This is a genomic window from Streptoverticillium olivoreticuli subsp. olivoreticuli, assembly GCF_003391135.1.
Taxonomy (GTDB): domain Bacteria; phylum Actinomycetota; class Actinomycetes; order Streptomycetales; family Streptomycetaceae; genus Streptomyces; species Streptomyces blastmyceticus.
Genome location: NZ_CP031455.1, coordinates 5691421 through 5718418 on the forward strand (window position 1 = coordinate 5691421; position 26998 = coordinate 5718418).

At 70.5% G+C, this 26998-nt stretch carries 24 protein-coding genes and 1 tRNA gene; 10 read left to right on the forward strand and 15 right to left on the reverse strand.

The annotated features are described in order from the left end of the window. Nucleotides 1–5 precede the first annotated feature (5 nt). Nucleotides 6–413 (forward strand): PPOX class F420-dependent oxidoreductase, encoded by a 408-nt coding sequence (locus DXZ73_RS25245; protein WP_116213336.1) that lies wholly within the window; start codon nt 6–8, stop codon nt 411–413. A gap of 13 nt (nt 414–426) precedes the next feature. Here the strand turns inward: DXZ73_RS25245 and DXZ73_RS25250 are convergent, their stop codons facing one another. Further along, a complete protein-coding gene (locus tag DXZ73_RS25250) occupies nt 427–1647 on the reverse strand; it encodes an acyltransferase family protein (protein WP_116215843.1) in 1221 nt (406 codons plus the stop codon). 173 nt (nt 1648–1820) lie between these two features. Then, nucleotides 1821–2972 carry an acyltransferase family protein gene (locus DXZ73_RS25255; protein ID WP_425315862.1) on the reverse strand — a complete coding sequence of 384 codons (1152 nt, stop codon included), beginning with the start codon at nt 2970–2972 and terminating at the stop codon, nt 1821–1823. A 184-nt stretch (nt 2973–3156) separates the two neighbouring features. On the opposite strand from DXZ73_RS25255, the gene cysS reads away from it, so the two are divergent. The 3 genes from cysS (at nt 3157) to DXZ73_RS25270 (ending at nt 7396) form a co-directional block, all read left to right on the forward strand. After that, nucleotides 3157–4551, forward strand: a complete 1395-nt coding sequence (cysS, locus tag DXZ73_RS25260; RefSeq protein WP_116213338.1) for a cysteine--tRNA ligase — start codon at nt 3157–3159, stop codon at nt 4549–4551. A 109-nt stretch (nt 4552–4660) separates the two neighbouring features. Then, nucleotides 4661–5611 carry a 23S rRNA (guanosine(2251)-2'-O)-methyltransferase RlmB gene (gene rlmB, locus DXZ73_RS25265; RefSeq protein WP_116213339.1) on the forward strand — a complete coding sequence of 317 codons (951 nt, stop codon included), beginning with the start codon at nt 4661–4663 and terminating at the stop codon, nt 5609–5611. A 153-nt stretch (nt 5612–5764) separates the two neighbouring features. Next, on the forward strand, nt 5765–7396 hold the full coding sequence (locus tag DXZ73_RS25270) for a DoxX family protein (RefSeq protein ID WP_116213340.1): 1632 nt from the start codon (nt 5765–5767) through the stop codon (nt 7394–7396). Nucleotides 7397–7466: 70 nt separating this feature from the next. Here DXZ73_RS25270 and DXZ73_RS25275 read toward each other — a convergent pair whose 3' ends face one another. The 3 genes from DXZ73_RS25275 to DXZ73_RS25285 form a co-directional block, all read right to left on the reverse strand. Next, nucleotides 7467–8189: a nucleotidyltransferase family protein gene (locus tag DXZ73_RS25275; RefSeq protein WP_116213341.1), complete on the reverse strand. Its 723-nt coding sequence runs from the start codon at nt 8187–8189 to the stop codon at nt 7467–7469. Between the two features lie 120 nt (nt 8190–8309). Further along, nucleotides 8310–8726, reverse strand: a complete 417-nt coding sequence (locus DXZ73_RS25280) for a hypothetical protein (RefSeq protein ID WP_116213342.1) — start codon at nt 8724–8726, stop codon at nt 8310–8312. A 421-nt stretch (nt 8727–9147) separates the two neighbouring features. Continuing rightward, a complete protein-coding gene (locus DXZ73_RS25285) occupies nt 9148–10278 on the reverse strand; it encodes an ABC transporter ATP-binding protein (RefSeq protein ID WP_116213343.1) in 1131 nt (376 codons plus the stop codon). A 241-nt stretch (nt 10279–10519) separates the two neighbouring features. Between DXZ73_RS25285 and DXZ73_RS25290 the strand changes: the two genes are divergently transcribed. Next, nucleotides 10520–10593, forward strand: a tRNA-Thr gene (locus DXZ73_RS25290). Between the two features lie 80 nt (nt 10594–10673). Here the strand turns inward: DXZ73_RS25290 and DXZ73_RS25295 are convergent. Then, nucleotides 10674–12845, reverse strand: a complete 2172-nt coding sequence (locus DXZ73_RS25295) for an MMPL family transporter (RefSeq protein WP_116213344.1) — start codon at nt 12843–12845, stop codon at nt 10674–10676. 227 nt (nt 12846–13072) lie between these two features. Here DXZ73_RS25295 and DXZ73_RS25300 point away from each other — a divergent pair, with 227 nt between their 5' ends. Then, nucleotides 13073–14212 (forward strand): aminopeptidase P family protein, encoded by a 1140-nt coding sequence (locus DXZ73_RS25300; protein WP_116213345.1) that lies wholly within the window; start codon nt 13073–13075, stop codon nt 14210–14212. 11 nt (nt 14213–14223) lie between these two features. On the opposite strand, the gene DXZ73_RS25305 is transcribed toward DXZ73_RS25300, so the two are convergent. The 3 genes from DXZ73_RS25305 to DXZ73_RS25315 form a co-directional block, all read right to left on the reverse strand. Next, nucleotides 14224–14712 (reverse strand): GNAT family N-acetyltransferase, encoded by a 489-nt coding sequence (locus DXZ73_RS25305; protein WP_116213346.1) that lies wholly within the window; start codon nt 14710–14712, stop codon nt 14224–14226. A 76-nt stretch (nt 14713–14788) separates the two neighbouring features. Then, entirely contained in the window at nt 14789–16393 is a 1605-nt protein-coding gene (locus tag DXZ73_RS25310; RefSeq protein WP_116213347.1) for an MFS transporter, read from the reverse strand. 208 nt (nt 16394–16601) lie between these two features. Continuing rightward, nucleotides 16602–17606, reverse strand: coding sequence for a zinc-binding dehydrogenase (locus DXZ73_RS25315; protein ID WP_116213348.1), 1005 nt, complete (start codon nt 17604–17606; stop codon nt 16602–16604). 88 nt (nt 17607–17694) lie between these two features. Between DXZ73_RS25315 and DXZ73_RS25320 the strand changes: the two genes are divergently transcribed. Beyond that, entirely contained in the window at nt 17695–18399 is a 705-nt protein-coding gene (locus DXZ73_RS25320; protein ID WP_205519222.1) for a pentapeptide repeat-containing protein, read from the forward strand. Nucleotides 18400–18438: 39 nt separating this feature from the next. Here DXZ73_RS25320 and DXZ73_RS25325 read toward each other — a convergent pair whose 3' ends face one another. From DXZ73_RS25325 to DXZ73_RS25340, 4 genes are all read right to left on the reverse strand, one after another. Beyond that, a complete protein-coding gene (locus tag DXZ73_RS25325; protein ID WP_116213350.1) occupies nt 18439–18936 on the reverse strand; it encodes a hypothetical protein in 498 nt (165 codons plus the stop codon). A gap of 158 nt (nt 18937–19094) precedes the next feature. Then, nucleotides 19095–20642: a M4 family metallopeptidase gene (locus DXZ73_RS25330; RefSeq protein WP_425315920.1), complete on the reverse strand. Its 1548-nt coding sequence runs from the start codon at nt 20640–20642 to the stop codon at nt 19095–19097. 429 nt (nt 20643–21071) lie between these two features. Then, a complete protein-coding gene (locus tag DXZ73_RS25335; RefSeq protein WP_116213352.1) occupies nt 21072–21260 on the reverse strand; it encodes an antitoxin in 189 nt (62 codons plus the stop codon). 257 nt (nt 21261–21517) lie between these two features. After that, entirely contained in the window at nt 21518–21718 is a 201-nt protein-coding gene (locus DXZ73_RS25340; RefSeq protein WP_116213353.1) for a hypothetical protein, read from the reverse strand. Nucleotides 21719–21970: 252 nt separating this feature from the next. On the opposite strand from DXZ73_RS25340, the gene DXZ73_RS25345 reads away from it, so the two are divergent. Next, nucleotides 21971–22945 carry a zinc-binding dehydrogenase gene (locus DXZ73_RS25345; RefSeq protein WP_116213354.1) on the forward strand — a complete coding sequence of 325 codons (975 nt, stop codon included), beginning with the start codon at nt 21971–21973 and terminating at the stop codon, nt 22943–22945. 82 nt (nt 22946–23027) lie between these two features. Here DXZ73_RS25345 and DXZ73_RS25350 read toward each other — a convergent pair whose 3' ends face one another. After that, on the reverse strand, nt 23028–23603 hold the full coding sequence (locus tag DXZ73_RS25350) for a TerD family protein (RefSeq protein WP_116213355.1): 576 nt from the start codon (nt 23601–23603) through the stop codon (nt 23028–23030). Between the two features lie 220 nt (nt 23604–23823). On the opposite strand from DXZ73_RS25350, the gene arfB reads away from it, so the two are divergent. Further along, complete coding sequence (gene arfB, locus DXZ73_RS25355; RefSeq protein ID WP_116213356.1) at nt 23824–24252, forward strand: alternative ribosome rescue aminoacyl-tRNA hydrolase ArfB; 429 nt, start codon at nt 23824–23826, stop codon at nt 24250–24252. Between the two features lie 16 nt (nt 24253–24268). Here arfB and DXZ73_RS25360 read toward each other — a convergent pair whose 3' ends face one another. After that, nucleotides 24269–24820, reverse strand: a complete 552-nt coding sequence (locus DXZ73_RS25360; RefSeq protein ID WP_116215844.1) for a flavin reductase family protein — start codon at nt 24818–24820, stop codon at nt 24269–24271. A gap of 421 nt (nt 24821–25241) precedes the next feature. On the opposite strand from DXZ73_RS25360, the gene cdgB reads away from it, so the two are divergent. Continuing rightward, entirely contained in the window at nt 25242–26996 is a 1755-nt protein-coding gene (gene cdgB / locus DXZ73_RS25365; RefSeq protein ID WP_116213357.1) for a diguanylate cyclase CdgB, read from the forward strand. The last annotated feature ends 2 nt before the right edge of the window (nt 26997–26998 follow it).

Sequence of the window (26998 nt, forward strand, 5' to 3'; positions counted from 1 at the left end):
GCACCGTGTCTGCCGAACTCTCCGACGACCTGAAGAAGCTCCTCGACGACGCCCCCGTCTTCGCCGCCGTGGCGACGGTCCAGCCCGACGGCAGCCCCCAGGTCTCCGTCACCTGGATCGCGCGCGACGGGAACGACCTGCTGATCTCCACGACCGTCGGCCGCCGCAAGGAACAGAACCTGCGGCGGGACCCGCGGGTGACCGTGCTGATCAACCCGCACAACGCGCCCTACACCTACGCGGAGGTGCGGGGGGCCGCGACGCTCACCACCGAGGGCGGCCAGGAGCTGATCAACACGCTGTCCCGGAAATACACCGGGAAGGATTACGCGGACTTCAACCCGGCGTCGGCGGAAGACGCGCAGCGGGTGGTCGTACGGATCGCTCCCCGCAAGGTCGTGGGCTCGATCTAGGGCAGGCGCGTCCTCAGGCGCCGTCCGACTTGCCCGCACCCACACGGTCCGGCTCGGCGGGTTCGTAAAGACGAACCCGCTTCGGCATCGGCAGCCCTTCCCGGGTCTGCGCGGTCGCAGGCGCGGGCGTGGGCGGCGCCGAATTGCGGCGCATCTCGTCCATCCCCTTCAGCAGGCCCTTGCGGAGCCGCTTGCCCAGCGGCCGCTCGACGTACTTGTGCAGGAGCCACGCCGCGCCCAGCATCACCGCGATCAGGCCCGGTACGAGCACGTGCGGAGGGATGCGGTCGCGCAGGGCGTAGATGACGGTCATGCCGATGTACTGGTGGATCAGGTACACCGGGTAGGTGAGCGCGCCCGCCGTCGACAGCCAGCGCCACTGCACGCGGTTCAGCTTGCCCAGCGCGATCAGCGCCATCAGCACGAACGCCACGAAGATGATCAGCGAGGCCGGCCAGGTCGGGATCGTGTGGCTGGAGTTGTCCGCCACGCGCCGTGGCAGGTGGTGCTCGGCGAGCAGCAGTGACACGGCCACGATGCCCCAGAGCAGCGCCGTGGGCCTGTAGCGGTACATCAGGTAGAAGGCGATGCCCGCGATGAAGTAGGGCGCGTACAGCGGCATCGCCCACATGTCGAGGATCTTGCTGTCCACGCTGGACGAGGTGACCGCGGCCACCGTCCAGATGCCGCAGAACAGGACGCACTTGCGGTACGTGACACCGGTGGCGACGACGATCGCGAAGAGTACGTAGAACTTCAGCTCGACGAAGAGCGTCCAGTAGACGCCGTCGACGTCCCAGACGCCGACGCCCGTCTGGAGCATGGTCAGGTTGGTGAGGACCGTGTCCCAGTTCTGCACCTGGCGCACCTGCGGCCACAGCGTGACCACGCCCGCGGTCAGGAAGATCGCCACCCAGTAGGCCGGATAGATCCGTGACGCCCGGGAGACCACGAAGTCGCCCAGGGTGCGCCCCCAGGTGCTCATGCAGATGACGAAACCGCTGATCAGGAAGAAGATCTCGACACCTGTCCACCCGTACCGGGTGATCAGGCTCAGGTGGGGGAAGATCTCGCGGGTGTCCCTGCCCCAGCCGCCGCGCAGGGCGACGTAGTGGAACAGCACGACCATCAGGGCCGCGATGATGCGGAGCCCGTCCAGGACGTACAGCCGCGGTGCGGGCTGCTGGACGGCTGACCTGCCGCCATCGAGTTCACCTCGTCTGGCGAAACGCATGTCATCCTCTCCCATTGATTAAGTCGGCTCATCCTACGCAGGCCTGTTCGCACGCATGCTGACACAGGAGGTCCTGGTGCTGCCGTGACAGTTATCTCCTGTCTCTCACGTATTTCCAAGTCCCTCCCGCCAGGCGATCTTGCCGGGGTCCACGGATATCCGTACAAGGCAGGTCACCCGGTCCTGATCTCGGTCGCGGCCTTGCGCAGACCGCGTCCGAGCGCTCCGGAGAGCGGACGTTCCACGTACCGGTGTACCAGCCATGCCGCCTGGAGCATCGCCAGGACGAGGGCCGGGAGCAGCACGTAACGCGGCACCAGGCCCCCGGTGTGCCGGATGACCAGCCAGCCGACGCGCTCGTGGATCAGATAGAGCGGATAGGTGAGCGCACCGGCGGTGGTCAGCCACCGCCGGTCCAGGCGCCGGGTCCGGCCGAGCGCCACCGCCGCCACCGCGAGGAAGAACAGCGTGAGCAGCGCCGTCGTCGGCCAGTGCGGCACGTGCCGGCCCATATGGCCTTCCGCGCGCGCCTGGGCGTCCAGGAGGGCGTGCTGCGCGACCAGGAAGCAGCTGCCCACGATCAGCCAGAGCGCCAGGTTCGGGCGGAAGCGGTACATCAGGTGGAAGGCGATGCCGGCGATGAAGTACCAGCAGTCCTCAGGCATCAGGATCTGGTCGAGCGCGGGGTTGTGCACCGCGGCGGCGACGGCTCCCGCGAACCCCCAGACCACACAGAAGCCGACGGCCCGCCGGTAGGTCAGACCTCGCCAGGCGATCAGCGCGAAGAGCAGGTAGAAGCGCATCTCGACCCAGAGCGTCCAGTAGACGCCGTCGACCGGATCCACTCCAAGGGGCGATTGGAGCATCGTCAGGTTGACGGCGACATCCCTCGGACGGAGGGTTTCGTCCGCCGCGGGCCACATATAGGTGATGAGTGCGACGGCGAGCACCCCGAACCAGTAGGCGGGGAAGAGCCGGGTGACGCGCGACACGGCGAACTCGCCGACGCTCTTCCCCCAGCAGCTCATGCAGATCACGAAGCCGCTGATCAGGAAGAACAGCTGCACGCCCAGCCAGCCGTAGGACGCGGGCAGGAAGGCCGTAGGGAAGACCGCCGAGGACGGCCGCGTCCAGACCCCGCTGCCGAACGCCACGTAGTGGTAGGCCACCACCATCAGCGCGGCGAACAGTCGCAGCCCGTCCAGCGCGGCCAGCCGCCCGCGCCGCCCGTCGCTCCCCGGCCTGCGGGCCGTCTCCAGGGGCCCGGCAGGCGGGCCCGGCCGTTCCGGGTGCTCCTGCTGTACCGGCAGAGTGGAGTGCAACACCCCTCCAGGGATCCGCGGCGCCTCACCGAGAAGTCGTCACCGAGAAGTTGGCTTCGTGCCGCGGAAGTTACCACGCGAATTTATATTTTTGGCGCAATAAGCAAATAAGGGGCAAAACGTTCCGTCCGACGAACGAACCGGCCGTTTGCCCGGGGCACTCCCCGGAGCCCACTACCCTGGTTGCGTGACCATTCGCCTGTACGACACCAGCGCCCGGCAGATCCGTGACTTCACCCCGATCACTCCGGGCTGTGTCTCGATCTACCTCTGTGGCGCGACCGTGCAGGCCGCTCCGCACATCGGACATATCCGCTCCGGTCTCAACTTCGACATCATGCGCCGCTGGTTCGCCCACCGCGGCTACGACGTGACGTTCGTCCGCAACGTCACGGACATCGACGACAAGATCATCAAGAAGTCCGCCGAGCAGGGCCGCCCCTGGTGGTCGATCGGCTATGAGAACGAGCGAGCCTTCAACAGCGGTTACGACGTGCTCGGCTGCCTGCCCCCCACGTACGAACCGCGCGCCACCGGCCATGTCACCGAGATGGTCGAGATGATGCGCGGCCTCATCGAGCGCGGCCACGCGTACGAGTCGGAGGGCAACGTCTACTTCGACGTGCGCTCCTTCCCCGGCTACCTCCAGCTCTCCAACCAGGACCTGGACAATCTCCTCCAGCCGTCCGGCGAGGGCGAGACCGGCAAGCGCGACCCCCGTGACTTCGCGATGTGGAAGGCCGCCAAGCCCGGTGAGCCCTCCTGGGAGACCCCGTGGGGCCGCGGCCGCCCGGGCTGGCACCTGGAGTGCTCGGCCATGGCGCACAAGTACCTGGGCGCGGCGTTCGACATCCACGGCGGCGGCCTGGACCTGATCTTCCCGCACCACGAGAACGAGATCGCCCAGGCCAAGGCCTTCGGCGACGACTTCGCCGCCTACTGGGTGCACAACGCCTGGGTGACCATGAGCGGCGAGAAGATGTCGAAGTCGCTCGGCAACTCCGTCCTCGTCTCCGAGATGGTCAAGCACTGGCGCCCCATCGTCCTGCGCTACTACCTCGGCACCCCGCACTACCGATCGATGATCGAGTACAGCGAGGAGGCGCTGCGCGAGGCGGAGTCCGCCTTCGCGCGCATCGAGGGCTTCATCCAGCGCGTCGTGGAGAAGGCCGGTCCGGTCGAGCCCGCCGCCGAGGTGCCGCCCGCGTTCGCCGAGGCGATGGACGACGACCTGGGCGTCCCCCAGGCCCTCGCGATCGTCCACACCACCGTGCGCCAGGGCAACTCCGCGCTGACCGCCGACGACAAGGAATCCGCCGTCGCCCGGCTGGCCGAGGTCCGCGCCATGCTCGGCGTGCTGGGCCTCGACCCGCTCGACCCGCAGTGGGCCGGTGCCGCGTCGGGCCGCGGTGACGATCTGCACGGCGTGGTCGACTCCCTGGTCAGGCTGGTGCTCGAGCAGCGCCAGGCCGCCCGCGGGCGCAAGGACTACGCCACCGCCGACGCCATCCGCGACCAGCTCCAGCAGGCCGGTCTCGCCATCGAGGACACCCCGTCCGGTCCCCGCTGGTCGCTCACCTAGAGGCTCCGCCCTCAAGCGACGCGGCCCGTCCTGAGAGACACTTTTCGTACGTACGTTTACAAGAGCCGCCCCACCGGTGGCTCTGAGCAGTGAAGAAACAGGTGCACCCATGGCCGGCAACAGCCAGCGCAGGAACCGCCGCACGTCCAACAAGAAGGGCGCGACGGTCGGCAGCGGCGGCAAGCGGCGCCGTGCCCTGGAGGGCAAGGGTCCGACCCCGCCCGCTTCCGAGCGCAAGGGCCACAAGAAGAACCGTCTCGCCAACGCCAAGGTCCGGCACGAGTCCAAGCGCCCGGCCCCGCGCCGCGGCGGGCCCAAGGGCACCAACGAGCTCGTCGTCGGCCGTAACTCGGTCGTCGAGGCGCTGCGCGAGGGCGTCCCCGCGAACACGCTCTACGTCCAGCAGTACCTGGACAACGACGAGCGCGTCCGCGAGGCGCTCCAGCTCGCCACGGACAAGGGCCTCAACCTCATGGAGGCCCCGCGTCCCGAGCTCGACCGGATGACGAACGGCCTCAACCACCAGGGCCTCGTCCTGTCGGTCCCGCCCTACGAGTACGCCCACCCGGACGACCTCACCGCCGCCGCGTTCGACGACGGCGAGGACCCGCTGATCGTCGCCCTCGACGGCATCACCGACCCGCGCAACCTCGGCGCCGTCGTCCGCTCCGTCTCCGCCTTCGGCGGCCACGGCGTGGTCGTCCCCGAGCGCCGCGCGGCCGGCATGACCGCCAGCGCCTGGAAGACCTCCGCGGGCACCGCCGCCCGTACGCCGGTGGCCCGCGCCACCAACATGACGCGGCTGCTGGAGTCGTACCAGAAGGCCGGGCTCGTGGTCGTCGGCCTGGCCGCCGACGGCGACGTCGAGCTGCACGAGCTGGAGGCCCTCGGGGGCCCCGTCGTCATCGTCGTCGGCAGCGAGGGCAAGGGCCTGTCCCGCCTCGTCGGCGAGACCTGCGACTTCCGCGTGCGGATCCCGATGCCGGGTGGCGCGGAGTCGCTGAACGCGGGCGTCGCGGCCGGCGTGGTCCTGTACGAGGCCTCGCGCCGCCGGGCCTGATCCCAAGTGACCGCTTGCGGTCACAAATCGACATCGAACGCCGGACGGGCCGTTAAACCAGCCCGTCCGGCGTTCGGCGTCTCATGACCTTGACGGGTCTCGGACAGTTCGAACCGGTCAAGGCAGTGTCCTAATCAGAAGTCACTCGGTTAGATGAGTGTGGACACCAGAACACCCCGCACACCCACGGGGGGAAGCTCTTCCGGGTACGACGACCAGCCCGCGCTGAGTACGGTGAAAGTGCCGTCCGACCCGGCGCAGATCGTCGTCAACCATATGAGTTTCCGCGTGCAGCTCGCCCGGCCGCCGCGCGTCGCCCGCCAGTTCGCCGGGGTCGCCGACACGGCACAGCTGCCCACCGTCAAGAGCGCGGCCAGGCGCCGCGCCCCGGTGGTGTGGAGCGGCCGGACCCGGCCCGGCGACGCGGCGCCCACCGAACTCCTGCAAGCGGTAAGGGACTCCGCGACCGGGCCCGTGGAGACCGCGACCGGCGGTGACGCGGGCTCCACCCAGGTGCTGCCCCGGATCCGCGTCGACGGCCCCCCGCCGACCGTCGTCGGCCCCCGCGGCTCCAGCGAGCGCACCGCCCCCGGCGAGCTCGTCGAACCGGTCGGCCCCCGGACCCAACTGCTGCGCGGGGTACGCCCCACGGACAGTGCGTACGACGAAGATCAGTACCACTACCAGCAGTTCGACGACGAGGACGGCGAGGACTCCGGGCCGAGGCGCGACCGCGGCGGCAACGACTCCGTCCGCCACGCCTATTACCCCGGCCGCCGGATGAACCTCGGCGTCGTGCTCCTGCCGTTGCGGATCTTCCTCGGCCTCATCTCCATCTACGCGGGCATGGGCAAGCTCTGCGACCCCGTCTACTTCGACGGCGGGCGCCGGGGCTCCATGGTCACCTGGCTGACCGCGCTGCACCCCTGGCCCGCCGCGGCGCCGCTGCGCTCCCTCGCCCTCGCCCACCCCGTCGGCTCCGGGCTCACCGTCGCCTTCCTCCAGGTCGTCGTCGGCGTCCTCACCATCTTCGGTCTCTGGCAGCGGCTCGCCGCCTGCATCGGCGTCCTGCTGTCCGCGGTCCTCCTGATGACGGTCAGCTGGCGCACTGTGCCCGTCTACAACGCGCCCGACATCGTCTACCTCGCCGCGTGGAGCCCCCTCGTGATCGCCGGGGCGCCCTTCTACTCCATCGACGGCCGCCTCGCCGGAGAGGCGTGGCGGCGGCTCGGCCCCCGCGCCGAGCTGTGGGAGCTGCGCCGCCGCGTGCTGCGCCGGGGCACGGTCATGGCCACCGTCGTCATCGGCCTGTCCCTGATCGCCGGCTCGACGCTGGGCGGCGCCGTGCGGTCCTCGTCGACCGTACGGACCCCCGGGCCGAGCGACCCGCCGGTCAACAACCTCCCCGGCACCCACCTCCCGGAGACCCCGGGCACCGGCTCCCCGTCCAGGGCCGGCCACGGGTCGGCCACCCCCGGCACCCCCAAGCCGACCCTCCCGGGCAAGAAGACCGCCACCCCGTCCGCGACCGGGCCCGCCGTCCCCGGCGCCGCGCGGGCCCCCGAGAGCACGGCGGGCGCCGCCGGGCACCCGGGCGCGAGCCAGGGCGCCCACTCCACGCCGCAGACGCACGAGCGGCCCGCCGCTCCCGCGGCGCCGCGCAGCCCCTCCGGCTCGTCGGCCACGCGTGGCTCCGGAAACGGCGGTACGGGCTCGTCGGGCAGCTCGTCCTCCGGCGGTTCGACCAGCGGCACCGGAGGGGCCCTGGGAGGCCTCCTCGGCTGAAGTACCGGCCACGGGAGAGCCCCCGCACCCACCAGGGTGCGGGGGCTCTCCCGTGCGGCAGGGTGCGGGGTCAGCCCGCGAGCTCCTTGGCGGCCTCGGTCAGGTCCTTCGCCGTGTCGATGGCCCGCCAGTACGCGCCGTGCGGCAGCGGGTAGCCCGCCAGCCGGCGCTCGCGCGCGAGGCGCGGGAAGGTGGTGCGCTCGTGGTCGCCGCGCTCGGGCAGCAGATCGGCGAAGGCCGCGGAGAAGACATAGACGCCCGCGTTGATCAGATACGGGGACGGCGGCGACTCGATGAAGTCGAGGACGTGACCGAACTCGTCGGTCTCCACGGCGCCCCAGGGGATCCGCGGCCGGGCCAGGGCCAGGGTGGCCGTCGCGTCACGCTCGTGGTGGAAGGCGGCCATCTCGCGGAGCGAGAAGCGGGTCCAGATGTCGCCGTTGGTGGCGTACCAGGGGCGGTCGGGGTGCGGCAGCGACTTGGCCGCGAACTTGAGGCCGCCACCGCGGCCCAGGGGCTCCTGCTCCACCACGGTGGTCACCCGGAGCGGCAGATCGGCCGACACGAGCCAGTCCTGGAGGACTTCCGCCAGATGGCCGCAGGAGACCACGGCGTCGGTGACGCCCTCGGCGGCGAGCCAGGCCAGCTGATGGCCGATGATCGGGGTCCCGGTGCCGGGGATCTCGACCATCGGCTTGGGTCGGTCGTCGGTGTACGGGCGAAGCCGCGACCCTTGGCCTCCGGCCAGGACGACGGCTTGGGTGGGATACGAATGCGCGTGCGTACCTGTCATGCTCCGCACGATATGCCGTGGCCCGGGCGGGGGTGCGGGCGGCAGTGCGCGCGGTCGTACGGAGTGCTGCCGTACGGCGAACCGTACGGATGCTGCGGCGGCCGGGCCCGTGGGCGCCGGTCAGTGGGCCTGCGCGACGCCGGAGGCGAACGAGGTGTCGCAGACGGGCCGGGAGAACTTCTGGGCCTGCTTGGGGCCGTACTTCGCGACCGCGGCACGGCCGAGGGCGCGGGCCAGGTCGGCGCAGTGCCGGGCGAGCGAGGGGCGGCCGTTGGTCGCGGCCTGGAGGTGGGTGAGTGCGGCGCCGGGGTTCTTCACCTGGAGCTCGGTCAACAGCTGGTCGCGCAGCACCTCGTAAGGCGCGCGGGCTGCCTTGGCCTGGGTGGAGGCGGTGTCGGACGAGGCGGTCAGCACCTGTGAGTCGGCGGTCGGCGCGGCCCACGGGACGCGGGTGACGGCGAGGGTCCCGGAGAGCACGAGCACGACGGGGAGGACGAGGGCGAGAGTTCTGCCGATGCGGCGGGCGGCCTGGTTCATGTCGCAGATGGTAGCGAGGGGTAATGATATGGCGACATTTAGTCACCCGGTCGAGCGAAGGATTAGCGGGCCGGGGTGGTACGGAAGTTGACGCACGGGCTCGAAAAGACGGCCCGTGTCGGGGTACGCCGCAAACGTGGAACGGGGCTCGGGGGCGGGTGCGTCGCGCCTGCGGCAGGCCTGTTCCCCAGTCCCGCCCCGGACCCGTGCTCGGGTGCGGGCCGGTGGTTTGTTCCCCACCCCGCCCCTTCCCGAAACTGGGGCTCCGCCCCAGACCCCGAAGCACGCTCCGCGCGCTGTCCTCAAACGCCGGACGGGCTGATTTCGCTGGTTACGGTCAGCGAAATCAGCCCGTCCGGCGTTTGAGGACGCGGCCGCAGGCCGCCCCCGCCGCAGGCGGCAATGGACCCGCACCCACCCGTCAGTCGCTCAAACGCTCACCCGACGACGTCGAGAACACGTGCAGCTCGCCCGCGCGCGGAACGACCCGCAGGAGCGCACCCTTCTCCGGTACGCGGCGGCCGTTGACGCGGACCACGAGGTCCTTGCGCTCGTCGCCGACCTCGGCCGTGCCGTAGACGTAGCCGTCGGCGCCGAGTTCCTCGACCACGTTGACCGTGACCGCGAGGCCGGCGGGGGCGTCCTTGGAGAGGGGCGTCGCGGTGGACTCGCCGCCCTGCTCGACGACGTCGAAGTGCTCGGGCCGCACGCCGACCGTCACCGTGCGGTCGCCCCGGTCCGCGGCGGCGGTCAGCGCCTCGCGGGAGACGGGCACGACGCTGTTGCCGAACTTCACGCCGCCGTCGGTGATCGGGACCTCGACGAGGTTCATGGCGGGGGAGCCGATGAAGCCGGCGACGAAGAGGTTGGCGGGGCGGTCGTACATGTTGCGCGGCGAGTCGACCTGCTGGAGCAGCCCGTCCTTGAGCACGGCCACGCGGTCGCCCATGGTCATGGCCTCGACCTGGTCGTGGGTGACGTAGACGGTGGTGATGCCGAGGCGCCGCTGGAGCCCGGCGATCTGGGTGCGGGTCTGGACGCGCAGCTTGGCGTCGAGGTTGGAGAGCGGCTCGTCCATGAGGAACACCTGCGGCTCGCGGACGATCGCGCGCCCCATGGCCACGCGCTGCCGCTGGCCGCCGGAGAGGGCCTTGGGCTTGCGGCCGAGGTACTCGGTGAGGTCCAGGATCCTGGCCGCGTCCTCGACCTTCTGCCGGATCTCCGTCTTGTTGACGCCCGCGATCTTCAGGGCGAAGCCCATGTTGTCGGCGACGGTCATGTGCGGGTAGAGCGCGTAGTTCTGGAACACCATCGCGATGTCCCGGTCCTTGGGCGGCAGGTGGGTGACGTCGCGGTCGCCGATGCGGATCGCGCCGCCGTTGACGTCCTCAAGCCCCGCGAGCATGCGCAGCGAGGTGGACTTGCCGCAGCCGGAGGGCCCGACGAGGACGAGGAACTCGCCGTCCTCGATCGCGATGTCGAGCTGGTCGACGGCGGGCTTGTCGCTCCCCGGGTAGATCCGGGTCGCCTTGTCGTACGTGACCGTAGCCATGGTTCGAGATCCCTTCACCGGCAGGAACGTGCCGGACGATCCGAGTAAAAGGAGTGGTCCAGTCCAATTGGACGGGGTTGCCGGTGACGCTACCCGGGGCCGGGGCCGTTGTCAGTAGCGAAGGGCGCGGAACCTTCCCGCGTCCCCGCCCGGCCTCCGCCCGTGGCAACTCTGTGGATGGCAGAAGGAGGCGCTGTGTAGAGTGGGGCAGCGTTCGTGGGCGCCGTCCCGCGTCCGTCGTGCCGCCTTAGCTCAGTTGGCCAGAGCGTCGCTCTTGTAAAGCGAGGGTCGTCGGTTCGAATCCGACAGGCGGCTCGTGCAAGCGCTCACCAGCGCGTGGATCGGCCCTCCGTGATCTCTCACGGAGGGCCGATGTCATTGCGGGCGCGTACGGATCAGCGCCGTACCTCCTCGCCCTCCGTCCGGTGCGGGGCGGCGTCCCGCGGGTGGGCGGCGGCGGGCGGCTCCGCCCGCGGTGCGTCCTGGTGGCCCGGCCACCACGCCTTGTGGCCGAGCAGCGAGGTCACCGTCGGGACCAGCAGCATGGCCATGATGAAGGCCGTCAGCAGGATGCCGAAGGCGACCGCGAAGCCCATCTGCTGGAGCATGGAGTTGTCGGCCAGCATCAGGACGCCGAAGGTGCCCGCGAGGATGATCGCCGCGGAGCTGATCGTGGGCGCCGAGCGGGACACCGCCGTGCGGATGGCCTCGCGGGCGGGCACGCCGCGGCGGACCTCCTCGCGGAGGCGGGCGACCATGAGGATGTTGTAGTCGGTGCCGATGGCGACGACGAAGAGATAGACGATGATCGGCAGCATGAACAGCAGGCCGCTCTTGTGCTGCGCGCCCTGGAAGAGCCAGACGGTCGCGCCGAGCGTCGCGCCGAAGCCCAGGGCGACGGAGATCATCAGGTAGACCGGCGCCACCAGGCTGCGGAGCAGCAGCCCCAGGATGATCATGATGGCGATGCCGGCGACCGGGAAGACGACCTTGTAGTCGTGGTTGACGGCCTTCTCCACGTCGGAGAGGACGGCCGAGGTGCCGCCGACGACGGCCCGGGTGCCCTCGGGCGCGGCCGCGTGCGCGGCGTCGCGGAGCGGGCCGCCCGCCAGCTCGATGGCCTTGTCCTCGGTGGGGCGGTACTTGAGGACCACGCTGTACTGCGCGACGGTCCCGTCGGGGCTGGTCGCCGTGAGCGCGGCGGAGCCGACGCCGTCGATCCCCGCGAGCCTGGTTCGGTACGCGTCCAGAGCGCCCTTGTCGAGCGGGGTGCCGTTCCCGGACTGGACGTAGATCATCGCGGGGTCGGACTGGCCGGCGGAGAAGCCGCGCTGGAGGTCCTTCATGGCCTGGACGGACTCCAGCTTCTGGGGCAGCTGGCTGTCGGTGTCGAACTCCGCCTTGAAGCTGAGCGTGCCGATCGCGAGCACGGCGAGCACCACGGCGGAGGCGGCCGCGATGACACCCGGACGGCGGGCGACGGACGAGCCGAGGCTGTCCGAGATCCGGTTGCGCGGCTTCTTCTTCCATGCCTTCGACGGCCAGAACGCCTTGGTGCCGAGGAGGGAGAAGACGGCCGGCACGAGCGTGAGCGCGGCGACCAGGGTCACGGCGACGGAGATGGCCAGCGACGGGCCCATCGCGCGCATCATGCCCATGGTGGAGAGCAGCAGGGCGAGGAAGGCGACGATGACCGCCCCGGCCGCCGAGGCGATCGTCTCGCCCACCCGGGCAACGGCGTTGACCAGAGCCTTCTTCGGCTGCTCGCCCGCCCGCAGCTCCTCGCGGTAGCGGAAGAGGAGGAAGAGGAGGTAGTCGGTGCCGACGCCGAAGAGGACGACGATGAGGATGGGAGTGATGTTGTTGTCGGCCTTGAGCCCGCCGGCGTGGGCGACGATGCCGATGAGGCCGAGGGCGACGCTGAAGACGACGCCGATGATCAGCACGGGCAGCAGGGCGATCAGCGGGCTGCGGAAGATGGCGAGCAGCAGGACGACGATCAGCAGGAGCGTCGCCGACATGATCATGGCGTCGGTGTTGCCCGAGGACTCCTTGGAGTCCAGCGTGGTGGCCGCCTGACCGGTGATGCCCATCTTCAACTGGGTACCGCTGAGCAGGGACTTCGCGTCCGAGCGGAGGTCCTTGACCGCGTCGGGGGCGGCGCTGTCCTGGGGGTTGCGGTCGACGGCGACGATATTGGCCAGGGCTATCTCGCCGTTGGGGGAGACGGCCTGGGGGCTGGTCACCACCTTGGATATGCCCTTGTGGTGCTTGGCGTCCAGGCCCTTGGTGATCCGGGCGACGGCGTCCCGGTCCTGCTGGGTGAGCTTGCCGCCGTCACTCCGCTGGAACACGGCGATCGCGGAGGGTTGTTCGGTCTGCGGGAAGGCCTTCTCCTGGAGTTTCCCGGCCTGTACGGACTCGTAATGCGAAGGGAGAAATTCCGTTTCATCGGTTGTCGACTTCAAACCCGGGGCGAGCATGGCGAGTGCCACAGCCGCGATGATCCAGCCCGCTATGGTCAGCCAGGGGCGGTGGACGGCGAACCGTCCTATCCGTCGGAACATGGTGCTCCTTCAACGTGTGGTCCAGCGCTGCCCGGCGGAAGAACGACAACGGAATGAGTTCAGTTCGGGCGTCAACACGCTAGGGGGGCGGGATTCCCGCCCACAATGAAATCCGGGGGAAATCGGTCCTGGGTCGGGGTGCTTCTCATCCGGGCGGATGAGGGGCTCTCACCCGTGAGGTAGAGAGAAGCGCTGCCGACCGCCTCCGTCCGGATTACGCTGCCCTCATGAGTGATGCCGCCGTGCCCGACCCCTACGGGGCGCCCGAGGGGTCCATGGTCCTGGCCGCCCGCATGGAGCGGGCCGCCGTCTCGGCCGCCGAGGCCGGTCTCGCCGGTCTGCTGGTCACGCCAGGGCCCGACCTCACCTGGCTGACGGGCTACCGCCCGCACACCACGGAGCGGCTCACCGCGCTGCTGCTGGTGTCCGGCCGCCGGCCGCAGCTGCTGGTCCCGGCCCTGGAGGCGCCGGACGCCGAACGGGCGCCGGGAGCCCACGCATTGACGATCACCGGCTGGACGGACGGCCAGGATCCGTATGCCGCCCTCGCGCCGCTGTTCGACCCGCGGGGCCGCTACGGCATCTCGGACAGCGCCTGGGCGCTGCACCTGCTGGCCTTCCAGCGGGCCTGTCCCGGCGTGTCCTTCGGGGCGTTCACGGAGCTGCTGCCGATGCTGCGCGCGGTCAAGGACGCGTACGAGGTGGAGCGGCTCGCGGCGGCGGGCGCCGCGGCGGACGCCGCGTACGAGGACATCGTGAGCCTGCGGTTCGCCGGGCGGCGGGAGAAGGACGTGGCGGCGGACCTGGCGCGGCTGCTGCGCGAACACGGCCACAGTCAGGTCGACTTCACGGTGGTCGGCGCCGGGGCGCACAGCGCCAACCCGCACCACGACGCGGGCGACCAGGTCATCGAGGACGGCGACATGGTCGTCATGGACTTCGGCGGCCTCATGGACGGCTACGGCTCCGACACCACTCGTACGGTCCACGTGGGCGAGCCGACCGCCGAGGAGCGCAAGGTGCACGACGTGGTGCGCGAGGCGCAGCAGGTGGCGTTCGAGGCCGTGCGGCCCGGGGTGGCGTGCCAGGAGATCGACCGCGCGGCCCGCAAGGTCATCCGGGCCGCCGGCTACGGCGAATACTTCATCCACCGCACCGGCCACGGCATCGGCGTGACGACCCACGAGCCGCCCTATCTGGTCGAGGGCGAGCACCTGCCGTTGCGGCCGGGAATGTGTTTCTCGATCGAGCCGGGCATTTATCTCCCGGGCCGCTTCGGGGTCCGTGTCGAGGACATTGTCGTCTGCACCGAATCGGCCGGGCGCCGCCTGAACAACACGGACCGCAGACTGCTCGTCGTGAGCTGACCGGAACCGCTTTACAGGGCCAGGTGCATGATGTGCAGCCCCGTATAGCGGCCGCCGGGAAGCCGGTAGCCCTCGGGCAGCGTCCCGACGACCGTGAATCCGAGGGACTTCCAGAGCGCCACGGCACGGGAGTTGCTCTCCACGACCGCGTTGAACTGCATGGCCCGATAGCCCTCGGCGCGCGCCCACTCGACGGCGTATTCACCGAGGGCCCGGCCGACGCCGCGCCCGGAGTGCTCCGGCGCGACCATGAAGCCGGCACTGGCGATATGGGCGGCGGGGCCCATGTGGTTGGGGTTCATCTTGGCGGTGCCGAGGAGCGTGCCCGCGCCGTCGACCGCCACGACCGTACGCGACGGCGCGGACAGCATCCACGACGCGCGGGCGAACTCCTCGGTGATGTCGCGGGGATAGGTGAAGGTCTCGCCCGCGGCGGCGACCGCGCGCACGACCGGCCAGATGGCGGGCCAGTCGGCGGCCTCGGCGGTTCTGATCCTCATGCGGAGCAGGATGGGGCCGGGGCGGTGGGTGACGCGAGCGGATTTCCGCGCGCGGCACGGGCGTTCGCGGGCGGGCTCAGCCCGTGGGCTCGCCGGGCTCGTAGGCCCGCATGTGATGGCGTTCCTCCGCTTCCGTCCGCGCGGGGTCGGACGGGGTCGCCGGGGCGGCGTGCCCGGGCGCGCCCGTGGTGACCATCAGGCCACCGACGACGGCGGCGAGCAGCATGATGCCCGAGGCCCACCCGATGGCGACGTTGAAGCCGTGGACCACGCCCGTCTTCACGACGGTGTCCCGCACGGCGGGGGTCAGACGCCCGCCCGCCTCGGCGGCGGCGGTCCTCAGACGAGCCGCGATGTACGTGGCGCTGGTCGAGGTGGCGATCGTGTTGAGGAGCGCCGTGCCGATGGAACCCCCCACCTGCTGAGCGGTGTTGACCGTGGCGGACGTGACCCCGGAGTCCCGCGGTGCCACCCCCGACGTCGCGGTGGCCATCACCGGCATGAAGATCAGGCCCATACCCAGGCCCACCAGGATCTCGGACGGCAGGACGTGCGAGGTGAACGCGGGCTCCACCGGCAGGAAGGTCAGCAGGAAGAGGCCGGACGCCGCGAACAGCGCACCCGGCACGATCAGCGCCCGCGGCGGCACATGGGTCATCAGCCGCGCGGAGATCTGGGTGGAGGCGACGATGATCGCGGCGGTCAGCGGCAGGAAGGCCAGCCCCGTCCTGACCGGTGAATAGCCGCACACGACCTGGAGGTAGTAGGTCATGAACAGGAACATCCCGAACATGGCGATGACCGCGAGCGCCATCGTCAGCACCGCACCCGCGCGGTTGCGGTTGCGCAGAATGCGCAGCGGCAGCAGAGGGCTCGGCGCCCGCGTCTGCCACCAGGTGAACAGCCCCAGCAGCGCCACGCCCCCGCACAGCAGCCCGAGCACGCGCGCGTCGCCCCAGCCGCGGGGCTCGGCCTCGCTGCACCCGTAGACGATCGCCACGAGACCCCCGCAGCCCAGGAGGACGCCCAGGACGTCCAGCTGCGGCCTGCCCTCGCCACGGCGGCGGTCGTCGCGGAGGAACGCCCCGGCACCCAGGAAGGCGATGACCGCGATCGGGACGTTCACATACAGGCACCAGCGCCAGTTCAGATACTCGGTCAGCAGACCACCGGCGATCAGCCCGATGGCCGAACCGCCGCCCGCGATCGCGCCGTAGATGCCGAACGCCTTGCTGCGCTCCCGCACATCCGTGAACGTCGTGGTCAGCAGGGACAGCGCGGACGGCGCCAGCAGCGCCCCGAACGCGCCCTGGAGCGCCCGGGACATGAAGAGCAGCCCCGACGTCTGCGCGGCACCGCCGAGCGCGGACGCGGCGGCGAAGCCGACGAGCCCGGTCATGAAGGTGAGCTTGCGCCCGACCAGGTCGGCGACCTTGCCGCCGAGCAGCAGCAGACCGCCGAACGCGAGGGTGTAGGCGGTGATCACCCACTGCCGGTTCCCGTCGGACATGTGGAGGGCGCGCTGCGCGGACGGCAGCGCGATGTTCACGATGGTCGCGTCGAGGACGACCATGAGCTGCGCGATGGCGATGACGACCAGACCCCACCAGCGGCGGGGGTCGCACTCGGTCTGCCGATCGGTGGACAGTGGAGGTATGGGGCCCGTATTCGTGGAGCTCATCGGAACCTGCTCTCGCATCCGATCCGGTGCGTATGCGGTTGCGTGCGGTGCGTAAACGTATGCGCCTGCGCGCGCCATCCAGACTAGGCCCGATGGGGGACGCGCGCTTGTCGGAATCGGCTTGATTTCGCCCATGAAATCCGGATGAATCGACTCCGCGTCGCCGCGGCGGGGGGCTCTCGTGGGGCGGAATCAAGCCGTCCGGCTGTCAGGGGATCAGCACGACCTTGCCGACCGTCCCGCGCGACTCCAGCGCCCGGTGCGCCGCGGCCGCCTCCGCCAGCGGGAAGCGCGTGACGACCGGGGTCACCCGCCCGGCCGCCGCGTGCGCCAACGACTCCGCCTGCGTACGGCGCATCTCCGCCATTCCTCCGAGGCGTTCCATCATCCGTGAGCCGGCGACGCTGTCAGAGGTGATGGACCGTGCGGCGAGTTCCTCGGGGGTGAAGGGAGGCACCGGGGCGGCACCGGGGGCCACCGAGGACCGGCCGAAGTTCAGGTGCCTGCCCCCGTGCCCGAGCAGACCGGCCGCGGCGCGGGCCGCCTCCCCGCCCACTCCGTCGAGGACGACGGTCGCGGCCCGGCCGCCGAGCGCCGTACGGGCGGCTTCCGGCCACGCAGGATCCGTGTAGTCGAGGGCGATGTCGGCGCCCAGCTCCCGTACGCGCTCCACCTTCGCGGGCCCGCCCGCGAGCCCGACGACCGTGGCGCCCGCGTTCTTCGCGTGCTGCACCAGCTGTGTGCCGATGCCACCTGCGGCAGCCGTGATCACGACGACGTCGTCCGCGGTCAGCTCGGCGTACGACAGGATGCCGAGTGCCATGCGGCCGGTGCCGACCATGGTGACGGCGTGGTCGTCGGCGAGCCCCTCGGGGATGTCGTGCAGCTTGTCGGCGTCGCCGACCGCGAGCTGCGCGTAGCCCCCCGGCACCTGGCCCAGATGGGCGACGACACGGCGGCCCAGCCACGCGGGGTCGGTGCCCGCGCCGAGCGCCTCGACCGTGCCCGCGATCTCGTGACCGAGGATCGCGGGCAGCTCCGGAGGCTTGTGCGGGCCCTTCGTCTCGCCCTTCCGCAAGGTCGTGTCGACGAGGTGCACCCCCGCCGCGGCGACCGCGATCCGGACCTGGCCGGGGCCCGGCACGGGATCGTCGGTCTTCTCGTACGTGAGGTTCTCGGCGGGACCGAAGGCGTGCAGCCGGATCGCGTGCATGGTGTTCCTCCTCGGCGGCGGGGTGCCGGTGGTAAGGGCATAGGTCCAGGTCAGAGGCGTTGTCAGTGCCGTGTGCCACCGTGGGTGCATGGCGATGGACGAACGGGCACAGGGCAGGGCGAGGCCGCGGAAGGCGGCCCCCACGGCCAGACTCCCAGAGGTGCGGCTGCCACCGCTGCGGCCGTACGAGGGACCCGGGCTGGAGCCGGAGGGCGACTACGACGGCCTGGACTTCACCGAGACCGACTTCACCGGGCAGAGCGCCCGCGGCGCGCGCTTCATGGACTGCGCGATACGCCGCTGCGCCCTGGACGAGGCCCGGCTGAGCCGGGCGCGGTTCGTGGACTGTGTCCTGGACGGGGTCCGCGGGGTGGGCACCGACCTGGCCGAGGCCGGTCTGCGCGACGTGGAGGTGCGCGACGCCCGGCTCGGCGGGACGCAGCTGCACGGCGCGGTCCTGGAGCGGGTGGTGGTCCGCGGCGGCAAGATCGACTACCTGAATCTGCGCAAGGCCAGGCTGAAGGACGTCACCTTCGAGGGCTGCGTCCTCGTCGAGGCGGATTTCGGCGGAGCCGTCCTGGAGCGCGTCGCCTTCCGCGACTGCGCGCTGCGGCGCGTCGACTTCACGGCCGCCCGGATGAAGGACGTCGACCTGCGGGAGGCCGGGGAGCTGGACATCGCGCGGGGGATCGAGCAGCTCTCGGGCGCGGTCATCAGCCCGTCCCAACTGCTGGATCTCGCCCCCGCCTTCGCCGCGCAGATGGGCGTCCGGGTGGAGGCGCCGCTCGGGTGACCCCTGCGGCGGGCGCGGCTCAGGAGGGAGGCGGGGGAGTCAGACCCGCGGGAAGCGGGACTGGAGATCCCAGATCACCGGGTTGTCGGCGAGGCCCTCGTGCATGTCCGACAGGTCGGCGATCAGGTCGTGCAGGAAGTCCCGGGCCTCGCGCCGCAGCGCCCGGTGGTTGAAGGTGAGCGGGGGCTCGTCCGCCGGCATCCAGTCGGCCTCCACCTCCACCCACCCGAAGCGCCGGGCGAAGAGCATCCGGTCGGTCGACTCGGTGAAGTCCAGCTCCGCGTACTGCGGGACCGCCGCGCGGTTGCCCCGGGGGTCCTGGTCGACCTGTTCGAGGATGTCGCACAGCGCCCAGGCGAAGTCCAGGACCGGCACCCATCCCCAGGCTGTGGACAGCTCGCGGTCCGACTTCACGTCGGCGATGTAGACGTCACCGCAGAAGAGGTCGTGCCGCAGCGTCCGCACGTCCGCGGTGCGGTAGTCCATCTGCGGAGGGTCGGGGAAGCGGCGCGAAAGCGAGTAGCCGAGGTCGATCACGCTTCGATGGTGACACGGCCGGGAGGTGTACGCGTAAACGTACGGGCCGGGGGCCCACCGCCCCCGGTACGCACCGGACCGTGCCCCCGCCTTCCTGGGCGGCGGGGGCACGGTCCGGGCGGATCACGGGAGGGGTGCCGGAGTCGCCTCCGGACCGGTCACTTCACGTTGATCGCGGTCCAGGTGGCCGCGACCGCCTTGTACTCCGCGCTGGTGGAGCCGTAGAGGTCCGCGGTGGCCTTCAGGGTGCCCGCGCGGGCGGCCTTGTAGTTGGTGGTGGAGGTGAAGTACGTGGTCAGGGCCTTGTACCAGATCTTGGTGGCCTTGTCCCGGCCGATACCGGCGAGCTTGGAGTTGTTGTACGTGGGGCTGTTGTAGGTCACGCCGTTGATCGTCTTCGTGCCGCTGCCCTCGGACAGCAGGTAGAAGAAGTGGTTGGCGGGGCCGGAGGAGTAGTGGACGTCGTTGTTGCCGAGGCTCGACGACCAGTAGTCCTTCGACGCGCCGTCCTTGCTCGGCTTGTCCATGTAGCGCAGCGGCGTGCCGTCGCCGTTGATGTTGATGGCCTCACCGATGAGGTAGTCGCCCTTGTCGGTGCCGTTGTTGGCGTAGAACTCGGCGGCGGTGCCGAAGATGTCCGAGGTCGCCTCGTTGAGGCCACCGGACTCGCCGCTGTAGTTCAGGCCGGCCGTCGCCGAGGTGACACCGTGGCTCATCTCGTGGGCGGCCACGTCGAGCGAGGTCAGCGGGTGGCTGTTGTTCTCACCGTCGCCGTACGTCATGCAGAAGCACTCGTCGTCCCAGAAGGCGTTGACGTAGTTGTCGCCGTAGTGGACTCGGGAGTAGGCGGCCTGGCCGTCGTTCTTGATGCCCGTGCGGCCGAGGACGTTCTTGTAGAAGTCCCAGGTGACGGCCGCGCCGTAGTGCGCGTCGACGCCCGCGGTCTGGCGGCCGCCGCCCCAGGTGTCGGTGGAGTTGGTGTACAGCGAACCGGTGCCGGACGTCCCCTGGTTGAGGTCGTACGTCTTGTGGCCGCCGCGCGCCCCGTCGTTGAGCTCGAAGCCCGAACCGTTCTTCGTCGTGGTCAGCGGGACGTTGCCGCTGTAGGTGCTGGTGCCCGTGCCCGTCTCGATGGCCTCGCGCTGGAAGAGCTTCTTGCCCGTCGACGCGTCCGTGATGACGTGCAGCTTGCTCGGCGTGCCGTCCTTCTGGACGCCCGTCACCACGGTCTCGTAGGCCAGGACCGGCTTGCCGCTCGCCGCCCAGACGACCTTGCGCGGGGCCTGGCTGTCGGTCTTGGCGTTCTTCTCCTCCGCGGACGCGCTCAGCGCGCTCTTCTTCGCGGCGGACGGCGCGAGGGAGGGCGTCGTCGTGGGCACGGATATGTTGGCGTCCGTCGCCTTGTCGACGCTGCGCGAGCCGCTCTTCGTCTCGTGCACGACCAGGTCGCCGCCGAGCACCGGCAGACCCTCGTACGTCCGCTCGTAGCGGGTGTGCACCGTGCCGTCCGCGTCCTTGACGACATCGCGGACGACCAGCTTCTCCTTGCCGCCGAGGCCGATCTTGGCGGCGGTGCTTCCGGCCTCCGTCTGCGCGCTCTTGAGCGCGGCGGAGCGCTGCCCCGCGGAGAGCGCGAGCGCCTGCGCGCCGTTCTCACGGTCGGTCTTGGCGGTCGCCGAGCCGCTCTGCACTCCGACGACGACCATGGCCGCCGATGCGACGAGGGCGGCGGCGCGCAGGGTGTTCTTACGGGAGGTGGAGGTGATGCTTCTCAACTCTGTCTCCTATGAGGGGGGTTGGAGCAGCCGGGTGTACGACCGCCCTGTGGTGCACGTGTGGTGCAGGAGCGAATTGAGGAGAGAGTGCCATTGATCAGGCGTCATTGACAGGGGCGCAACAAGGATTTGATCTCCCGTTCTCCGAAGAGCGGTTGTTTGATTCCGCTATGCGGTGAACTGGGACGGGGGTTTGTTTCGTGGCACCCCGGCGCCCTGCGGGTGCGTCTCAAATGCCGGACAGGCCGGGAAGTTGTCCGCGCATACGAAAACGCACCTGAGCAGTCCTGCCCCGTGTTCGGGGCAGGACTGCTCAGGTGCGTGAGGCTACGGCCTCAGGTGTGGGGCGAAGGTAAAGGGCTACCGCTGCTCGTCCGTCGGCGGCTGGTTGCCGATCTGCTCGTTGAGCTTCTGCTGGACCGTGTCGGTCTGGCTCTGGTATTTGTTGCCCGTCTTCGCGTCGAAGGCGTCACCGGCCTTCTCGACGCCTTGCCGGGCTGTGTCCTCATGGCCCTTGAGCAGGCCCTTGAGCTTGTCGAGCATGGACATGGCCGTCCTCCTTACGGAACGCTGACGCACCCAGCATCGCCGCATTCCGCCCGGCCCGCATCCTCGGCGGATCCCCGGCGGGCGGCGCGCGGAGGCCCCCGGGCGGCGCGGGGGGTCGCGGCGGGGCGCACAAGGCCGGGGCGGCGCCGGGGGCGGTCAGCCGGTGCTCGTATATCCGCAGTTCCAGCACTTGTACACGCCGTTGCCCATCTGCTGCATCATGTTCTGGCAGTTCGGGCAGGCGAGTGCCAGGGGCGTCAGGGGGTGACGGCGCTCAACCCTCTGGGGCAGCTGGGGCAGACGCCACGGACGATCACCGGTGAGGTGGTGTCGCCGGGGTGCTCGGCGACGACGACCACCTTCAGCGGATGCCGGCAGTCCGGGCAGCGCTCGTACTCCCGATCCCGGTCGCCGATCGCCGCGGCGAGGATGCGGTCGAGTGAGTCGCCGTCGTCCATGGTGCGTGTGTCCTGTCTCCACGGGATCCCCTCCTTGGGTACTACGTACCCGCCCCGGAGCTGCCCAACTCTGCTGCCGGCGGCCCGGTTGCGCGCCGACCGCCCTCCGTGACCTGTGTGCCGAAGTGCCCGGACTCTTCTACCCTCCCGGGCCACTTACCGGCCCGCCCTTGATCTCAAGCATGGTTGAGGTTCCATGATGGCGTCAGGCGCCGCACAGCCGGGCGGCGCCCCGCTCAAGGAGACGACGCCATGCACGCGGTGCGACTGCACGCCTTCGGCCCTGCCGAGAACCTGACCTACGAGGAGGTCCCCGACCTGGTCCCCGCCGAGGGACAGGTGCGGATCGACGTGCGGTCGAGCGGTGTCCACTTCATCGAGACCACACTTCGCCGGGGCGTAGCCGTCGGCCCGCACCGGCCGCCGGCCCTGCCGATGGTTCCCGGCGAGGAGGTCGCCGGCGTCGTCGACGCGGTGGGGCCCGGAGTGGACACCGAGTGGCTGGGCCGCCGGGTCGTGACCAAACTGGGGACGGGGGGCGGGTACGCGGAGCAGGCGATCGCCGACGTCGGCGCCCTGCATCCGATCCCCGAACACCTCGACACCGACACCGCCGTCGCCGTCCTGACCACCGGCGCCACGGCCCAGGGGGTGCTCGGCGTCGCACGGCTCACCTCCCGTGACGTCGTGCTGGTGATGTCCGCCGCCGGCGGTCTGGGCAGCCTGTTCGTGCAGGCCGCGAGAGCTGCCGGTGCCGTCGTGGTCGGAGCGGCCGGGGGCCCCGCGAAGGTGGAGCGCGTCCGCGAGCTCGGTGCCGACATCGCCGTGGACTACCGGGAGGCCGACTGGCCCGTACGGGTGCGGGAAGCGCTGGACGGGCGCGAGGTGACCGTGGTCCTCGACGGCGTGGGCGGCACCTCCGGCCGCCAGGCCCTGGAACTGCTCGGCCCCGGCGGCCGCTTCCTCCTCCACGGCTGGGCCTCCGGAGAACCCACCGAGATCCACACCCGCGACCTCATAGAGCGCCAACTGACCGCTACGTGGGCCATCGGCCCGAACGCGACCCCCGCGGGCGGCTGGCAGGAGCTCGCGGCCCGCGCCCTGTCGGAGGCGTCCGAGGGCCGCCTCATCCCGCCCATCACCCGCTTCCCGCTCAGCGGGGCGGCGGCCGCCCACGCGGCTCTCGAGGCCCGGGAGGCGGAGGGCAAGGTGGTACTGACGCGCTAGCGGGGGTGCAAGAGGCCGGCTCCCGGGGAGCCGGCCTTCTCACTTGTAATGACTTATATCGACTTGTATCGACGCGTCAGCGTCAGACGTTGACGCCGAAGTCCTGCGCGATGCCGACCAGACCCGACGCATAGCCCTGGCCCACAGCGCGGAACTTCCAGTCCGAGCCGTTGCGGTAGAGCTCGCCGAAGACCATGGCCGTCTCCGTCGCCGCGTCCTCGCTGAGGTCGTAACGGGCGATCTCCGCGCCGCCCGCCTGGTTGACGATGCGGATGTACGCGTTGCGGACCTGGCCGAAGTTCTGGCTGCGGGTCACCGCGTCGTAGATGGAGACCGGGAAGACGATCTTCTCCACGTCGGCCGGGAGCGCGGCGAGGTTGACGTTGATCGACTCGTCGTCGCCGTCGCCCTGGCCGGTGGTGTTGTCGCCGGTGTGGACGATGGACTGGTCCGGCGTCGACTTGTTGTTGAAGAAGACGAAGTGGGCGTCGGAGTAGACCTTGCCCGCGGGGTTCACGGCGATCGCGCTCGCGTCGAGGTCGAAGTCCGTGCCGGTGGTGGTGCGGACGTCCCAGCCGAGGCCGACCGTGACGGCCGTCAGGCCCGGGGCCTCCTTGGTGAGGGAGACGTTACCGCCCTTGGACAGGCTTACAGCCATGGGAAATGTCCCTTTCTGATGGAAACGCTGCGACCCCCGACCGCGGGTCGCCGTCACCCTTGATAACGCCGTCCGGGGGACCCAGGGTTCCAGGCAGCTTTACTTTCTTTGCCATTTCCTGATGGGTCGTCGCCGGGCCGTCGTCAGGGGCGTCGCCGCCGTCCGCCACCGGGCGCAAAACAGGGTGACGGCCCGGGCCCGGGCGCGGGATCATGGGGACATGTCCGGTCCCTACGTCATCCGCGGCTCCGTCTCCCTCCCGGAGGCCGAGCTCATGTGGCGTTTCTCGCGCTCCTCGGGCCCCGGTGGCCAGCACGTCAACACCAGCGACAGCCAGGTCGAGCTCCGCTTCGACCTCGCCGCCACCGACGCGCTGCCCGTCGTGTGGAAGGAGCGCGCCCTCGCCAAGCTCGCGGGCCGGCTGGTGGGCGGCGTGGTGACCGTACGGGCGTCGGAGCACCGTTCCCAGTGGCGCAACCGCGAGACCGCGGCCGTCCGGCTGGCCGCGCTCCTCGCCGAGGCATCCGCGCCCCCGCCCCGGCCGCGGCGGGCCACGAAGATCCCGCGCGGCATCAACGAGCGGCGGCTGCGCGAGAAGAAGCAGCGCGGCGACACCAAGCGCGGCCGCTCGGGGCGGGATTGGGGCTGAGCCCCTTCCGGAGACCTCAGGCCAGCCGCCGGTAGCGCCCCTGGAAGTACGTCAGCGGTCCGCTCTCCGTGCTCGGCGCCCCCGCCGTCAGCACCCGGCCGATCACCAGCGTGTGGTCCCCCGCCTCGACCCGCTGCTCGGTCCGGCACTCCAGGACGGCCAGCGCGCCCCGTACCAGCGGAGCGCCCGTCGCCTCGCCGGACTCGCAGGGGATGTCCTCGAACAGCAGCCGGTCGCTGATCCGGCCCTTCATCGCGAAGCGGCCCGCGATGTGCCGCTGGCTCTCGGAGAGGACGGACACCGCCCACAGCGGCTGCCGTTCCAGGAGGTCGTCCATGCGGGAGTCGTTGCGGACGCTCACCATCACCAGCGGCGGATCGAGGGAGACGGACAGGAACGCGGTCGCCGTCATGCCGACGTCCTCGCCGTGCGGACCGTGCTCGGCGTCGTGGGCGGTCACCAGCACGACGCCCGCGGCGAGGCGGGCGAGGGCGGCACGGAACTCGTCGGCGCTCACCCCTTCAGCATGGGGTATGGCGGTCTCGTGGGGCGTAGTCGTCTGCAACACGCTGTGCACGCTAGCCGCCGCGCCGTTTCCCCGCATCGGGCTTCAGGACCAGCCGGGTCCTAGGTCGAAAGGGCCCGCCGAAAAGGTGTCTCCCGGGCAAAACCTCCGGCCGCCGCGGATCCTCGCGCTCCGCGACCGAATCGCGCCAATGCGTGGCCGAATGCGCTTCGGGTGTCATCCGATTCGCTTCCGGATGGCGTCCATATGGGTGTCGTATGGGTTTCGGATTTGCGTTCACGAAGCATAAGAGCGCGCTCGAACGCCAGTAGCCGGACTTCATCACGCAGTGTGACATGAGTCACAGAGGGCGCTAATTGTTGACCCTGTGTACCGAGTGGTCAGCTCGCTGTGATTCAGTGGCCGTGATAAACGGACGACAAGAAGCCTGGAGTTGCTGTCGAGGTCTCGGGGGAGAGCGAAGATGGAGACCGAGTCGGAGCCGTACGTCCGCCTTGCGACCTTGCGGGGATTGCATCAGGTGGTTGCCGATCTGAACACGGCACGTAGCCTCGCGGACACCTTGCAGACCGTCGCCGACGGCATCATCGCCGGTCTCGGCTATGAGCTTTCGGCGGTCAATCTCGTACGCCCCGACGGGGATCTCGTCGTGGCCGCAGTCGCGGGCAGCGCCCACGCCGAAGCCCTGATGGCGGGGCGGGTCGGCTCCCGCGTGTCCTGGGAGCGCCGGCTCGCCATGGCCGACCAGTGGGGCTCGCTGCGCTTCATCCCGTACACCGAGGGCTGGGTGCTCGACGACGACGACGTGCCTCAGTGGCACACCGCCGGGCCCGCACCGCGCTTCCCGGACGAGTGGCACCCCATGGACCGCCTCTTCGCCCCGATGTACACGGCGGGCACCGCCGGCGGCGAGCTCCTCGGCGTCATCTCCGTCGACAGACCACGCAACGGACGCCGCCCGGGGGCCTGGGGCCGGGAGGCCCTGCAGATGTACGCGTTCCAGGCCGCGATTGCGATCAGCAACGCTCGGCTGCGCGCAAACATGCAAAGGGCACTCGTCCGCTTGGAACGGGAGCAGCAGGCGCTGCGCGCAAGTGAGGAAAGCTTCCGCCAGGCCTTCGAGTACGCGCCCAGCGGGATGGCCATCGCCGAGATGGGCGGCGACCAGCACGGGCGGCTGCACCGCACCAACGACGCCCTGTGCCGGCTGCTCGGCCGGTCCGCCTCCCAGATGCGCCGCTATTCCTTCTCCGACCTCGTCCACCCCGAGGACATAGGCACCCTCCTGCGCACCTCCGCCGAGGGCGGCCGCGCCGAACTGCGCCTCGGCCGCCGCGACGGCAGTTATGTCTGGGTGTCCCTGCGCAATTCCGTGGTGGCCGACGCCGCCGACGGCCCGCGCTATCTCCTCACCCATGTCGAGGACATCGAGGAACGCAAGCGCCACGAGCTCCAACTCGCCCACCGCGCAAGCCACGACTCCCTGACCGGCCTGCCCAACAGCGCCGAACTGCGCGCCCGCCTCAGCAGCCGGCTGTGCGGCACCCCGGCCCGGTCCGAGGAGCACGCGGCGGTGGCCGCGGCCCCGTACGGCTCCCTCGAAGGCTTCGACGAGGTCGAGAGCACGGCCTACCGGCAGTACGGACACGGCTTCGGCTCCGACCTCGGGCCGGATTACGCCCCCGATTTCGCCGCCGACTACGCGTCCGATTTCGCACCCGACAGCGCCACCGGCGAATTCGGCGCCGAACACGGCGGCGCGCCCTATCCCGGCCATGTGCACACCGTCGCGCCCGACGAGGATTCCGAGGACGACGGGACCAAGGGCCTGGCCGTGCTCTTCTGCGACCTCGACGGCTTCAAGTCCATCAACGACCGCTTCGGGCACCACACCGGCGACGCCGTCCTCATCGAGGTCGCCCGCCGCCTGACCGAGGGCGTGCGCGAAGGGGACACCGTGGCCCGGCTCGGCGGCGACGAATTCGTCGTCCTCGCCGACGGTCTCGGCCAGGCGGACGCCGAGGATCTCGCGGTCCGGCTGCGTAACGCGATCATCCCGCCGATAAGGGTCGACGGCCGGGCCGTACGCGTCGGCGCGAGCTTCGGGATCGGCTGGGCGGGCTGCGGAATGTCGGCCGACGAGGTGCTCCGCTCCGCGGATCAGCGGATGTATGTCGAAAAGCGGTCACGCGCCAAGGCGGGGCGGCGGGCGGGCTGAGG

What these genes read in the sequence shown, in the direction of transcription:
- DXZ73_RS25300 (WP_116213345.1), top strand. Translation starts at nt 13,073, where the DNA reads ATGAGTGATGCCGCCGTGCCCGACCCCTACGGGGCGCCCGAGGGGTCC.
- cdgB (WP_116213357.1), top strand. Translation starts at nt 25,242, where the DNA reads ATGGAGACCGAGTCGGAGCCGTACGTCCGCCTTGCGACCTTGCGGGGA.
- DXZ73_RS25275 (WP_116213341.1), bottom strand. Translation starts at nt 8,189, where the DNA reads ATGACAGGTACGCACGCGCATTCGTATCCCACCCAAGCCGTCGTCCTG.
- DXZ73_RS25250 (WP_116215843.1), bottom strand. Translation starts at nt 1,647, where the DNA reads ATGCGTTTCGCCAGACGAGGTGAACTCGATGGCGGCAGGTCAGCCGTC.
- DXZ73_RS25280 (WP_116213342.1), bottom strand. Translation starts at nt 8,726, where the DNA reads ATGAACCAGGCCGCCCGCCGCATCGGCAGAACTCTCGCCCTCGTCCTC.
- DXZ73_RS25350 (WP_116213355.1), bottom strand. Translation starts at nt 23,603, where the DNA reads ATGGCTGTAAGCCTGTCCAAGGGCGGTAACGTCTCCCTCACCAAGGAG.
- DXZ73_RS25340 (WP_116213353.1), bottom strand. Translation starts at nt 21,718, where the DNA reads ATGGACGACGGCGACTCACTCGACCGCATCCTCGCCGCGGCGATCGGC.
- DXZ73_RS25270 (WP_116213340.1), top strand. Translation starts at nt 5,765, where the DNA reads ATGAGTGTGGACACCAGAACACCCCGCACACCCACGGGGGGAAGCTCT.
- DXZ73_RS25330 (WP_425315920.1), bottom strand. Translation starts at nt 20,642, where the DNA reads ATGGTCGTCGTCGGAGTGCAGAGCGGCTCGGCGACCGCCAAGACCGAC.
- rlmB (WP_116213339.1), top strand. Translation starts at nt 4,661, where the DNA reads ATGGCCGGCAACAGCCAGCGCAGGAACCGCCGCACGTCCAACAAGAAG.
- DXZ73_RS25305 (WP_116213346.1), bottom strand. Translation starts at nt 14,712, where the DNA reads ATGAGGATCAGAACCGCCGAGGCCGCCGACTGGCCCGCCATCTGGCCG.
- DXZ73_RS25295 (WP_116213344.1), bottom strand. Translation starts at nt 12,845, where the DNA reads ATGTTCCGACGGATAGGACGGTTCGCCGTCCACCGCCCCTGGCTGACC.
- DXZ73_RS25320 (WP_205519222.1), top strand. Translation starts at nt 17,695, where the DNA reads ATGGCGATGGACGAACGGGCACAGGGCAGGGCGAGGCCGCGGAAGGCG.
- DXZ73_RS25315 (WP_116213348.1), bottom strand. Translation starts at nt 17,606, where the DNA reads ATGCACGCGATCCGGCTGCACGCCTTCGGTCCCGCCGAGAACCTCACG.
- DXZ73_RS25335 (WP_116213352.1), bottom strand. Translation starts at nt 21,260, where the DNA reads ATGTCCATGCTCGACAAGCTCAAGGGCCTGCTCAAGGGCCATGAGGAC.
- DXZ73_RS25310 (WP_116213347.1), bottom strand. Translation starts at nt 16,393, where the DNA reads ATGAGCTCCACGAATACGGGCCCCATACCTCCACTGTCCACCGATCGG.
- DXZ73_RS25285 (WP_116213343.1), bottom strand. Translation starts at nt 10,278, where the DNA reads ATGGCTACGGTCACGTACGACAAGGCGACCCGGATCTACCCGGGGAGC.
- DXZ73_RS25345 (WP_116213354.1), top strand. Translation starts at nt 21,971, where the DNA reads ATGCACGCGGTGCGACTGCACGCCTTCGGCCCTGCCGAGAACCTGACC.
- arfB (WP_116213356.1), top strand. Translation starts at nt 23,824, where the DNA reads ATGTCCGGTCCCTACGTCATCCGCGGCTCCGTCTCCCTCCCGGAGGCC.